General features: G+C 54.2%; 1 pseudogene. It reads right to left on the bottom strand.

Annotated elements, in window-relative coordinates:
• Positions 1-128 precede the first annotated feature (128 nt).
• Positions 129-887: pseudogene (locus ACVWXE_RS14355) on the bottom strand (SirB1 family protein); the annotation flags it as partial.
• Positions 888-1,026 lie beyond the last annotated feature (139 nt).

Below are 1,026 nucleotides of genomic sequence, written 5' to 3'. Positions count from 1 at the left end.
TGAAGACTTCTTTACTACTGATCAATCCATCCTCCTTCCGAAGTTGGTTTGCTAAGTGCTGCTATTGTACCCCTTGAGCCCTTAACAGGCTGTAAATGCTCATCAGAGCGATTGATCTCGGGGTGGAAAGGCGCCTGTTTTAAGTAGCGCTTGAGATCCTGGCAGGCTTGCTGCCAACGGCCCAACTGATAATACAACAGCCCGCGATCCCTTAGGTGGGGCAAGGATTCAGGGATCAACAACAAGATCCGTTCCGCTGCTGCCAAAGCGGGTTCCAGTTCGGCGCGGCTCAGATAAATTTGCTTGAGGTTGTTGAGCAAGCGTACCAAGATCAGGCGGGGAGGGGTGGGGCGTAGGTGGTGTTCTTGGAAAGGGATCCCAGGCCCGTAGATTTGCGACAAAAGCTCTTGACAATCTTCTGGAAATAAAATCTCCCCCTGCTGAAAGGGATCCACAAAAATCTCGGCGCCTGCAAACAGGGGCCGGATTAAAAAGTGGCCGGGCATGCCCACTCCTGCCATGGGAAAATCGATCCGCCGCGCCAGCTCTAGATAGATCAGCGACAGCGTAATCGGGATCCCGGTGCGCCGATCGATCACTTCGTTCAAAAAGCTGTTGCGTGGGTCGTAATAATCTTCGCGATTGCCACGAAAGCCCAGATCCTCAAAGAGATAGTGATTCAAGATCTTGATGACCCGCAGGGGATAACGCTCCGGGGGAAGGCGCTCTTGCACCTCTGCGGCCATCTCATCCAGAGCGGCCACATACTCTTCCACCTCCAGATCGGGATAGGCTTCTTGGGCAATCCAGAGGGCCGCCCGACCCAGATCGATGGGCTCCGATTGGATTTCAAGGGCAAAGCGTTGACGGGCAGCAGGAATGCTCATGAAATGTTAAATATTAAATATTGAGGTTCTTTGCAAGGATCTCGGTTAGCTAAACCGCCGAGAAGCCCCGCCCTCTGTCCGTAGGACGTATGGCCTACGGCCCGCTGAAGCGAACGTGCTAGCGGCGCGGAGCGCTTGG

The sequence above is a fragment of the Thermostichus sp. MS-CIW-41 genome (assembly GCF_054058915.1).
This window is presented reverse-complemented; position numbering and strand designations above follow the sequence as displayed.